Below are 442 nucleotides of genomic sequence, written 5' to 3' on the forward strand. Positions count from 1 at the left end.
ACGCCGAACTGCTCCCCCAACTCCATTTCGCCGGGAAGAATGCTTTCCGGCTGATATTCGCCAGTCAGTATTTTTTGGGCGAGCTTTTCGGCCAGTACCCAGGAAATGTTCTTTTGTGCCGCCAGTTGCTGTGCGCTTAAAGACATAAATGCCGTTCCTTTCTTTCCTCTACTCTAACAGTATGCCACCAGGCGCCCCGTTTCGTCGGTTAAAACGGCAAAACGGCGGTTTTTTGCGACAGTCCTCGCCGCATTGTTGAAAAAAGAGACGGTTGAAAACTTTTTTTGCATTTCCCCTTGTCACCTCAGAATTACTCCCTATAATGCGCCTCCACTGACACGGAACAACGGCAAACAAGCCGCCGGGTCAGCGAGGTTCCGGTGAGAACCTCGCAGAGAAAAGCAAAAATAAATGCTTGACTCTGCAGCGGGAAGGCGTAATA

The 442-nt window shown here is 50.2% G+C and carries 1 protein-coding gene; it reads right to left on the reverse strand.

The window, feature by feature from the left end:
- Positions 1-146: GntR family transcriptional regulator (locus L6758_RS11140; protein ID WP_272879126.1), on the reverse strand; the 146-nt coding region annotated here is incomplete at its 3' end.
- Positions 147-442: the final 296 nt, after the last annotated feature.

Origin of the sequence: Rothia nasimurium (assembly GCF_928382285.1) — a bacterium.
Taxonomy (GTDB): Bacteria; Actinomycetota; Actinomycetes; order Actinomycetales; family Micrococcaceae; genus Rothia; species Rothia nasimurium_E.